Source organism: Halorubrum sp. Atlit-26R, assembly GCF_003666015.1.
Taxonomy (GTDB): Archaea; Halobacteriota; Halobacteria; order Halobacteriales; family Haloferacaceae; genus Halorubrum.
In genome coordinates, this window is sequence record NZ_QPLT01000280.1 from 1 (window position 1) to 615 (window position 615).

Consider the following 615-nt stretch of genomic DNA (forward strand, 5'->3'; position numbering starts at 1 on the left):
GTGACTCGCCGACAGCCTCGTCTCGGCTGTAGCCCGTGATCGATTCGAACGCCGGATTGACGTAGTTGATCGTCCCGTCTGTGTCGGATATCCAGATCGCGTGACCGGAGGCTTCGACAGCCTGCTTGAACAGTTCCAGCGTCTCCGTCTGTTCTTTGAGGCGCAGCGACTGGGTTCGCAGTCTGATGAGCGCCTGTGTCCGCCACTCTAGTTCGGCCTTTTTGATCGGCATCGAGACCACCTCGTCGGCGGTTTCGAACACGACGCTGTCGGCAATCTCTCCGCTGTCAGTTTCAATAAGTGAAAGGTCTGCCTCCGGTATGAGCAGAAGACATGGTAACAGAGCCGGCTTCACCTCGCGTTTCCGGGCTCGAAGCGTCTCAGCGTGTGTCTGTAGCATCTCCCCGTCGAGGATACAGCAGTCGAACGTCGCCGTTTCGATCGGCTGATCCGGATCGACCAGCGTATAGCGGTCATGGGCTTGGATCCACTCAACCACTAGCCGTTGGTTCCCTTCCCCGGAGAGCAATGGAAACAAGGCCGGCTGCCCAGCGCCATCATCGGGTGAATCGTCTGTGGGATACGCGTCGTTCATTCACGTCCTCCATCGATTTT

1 protein-coding gene is annotated in these 615 nt (G+C 57.9%); it reads right to left on the reverse strand.

The window, feature by feature from the left end; translation table 11 throughout:
* On the reverse strand, window positions 1–595 hold a 595-nt coding region (locus tag DVK07_RS20565), incomplete at its 3' end, for a PAS domain S-box protein (protein WP_121598590.1).
* Window positions 596–615: the final 20 nt, after the last annotated feature.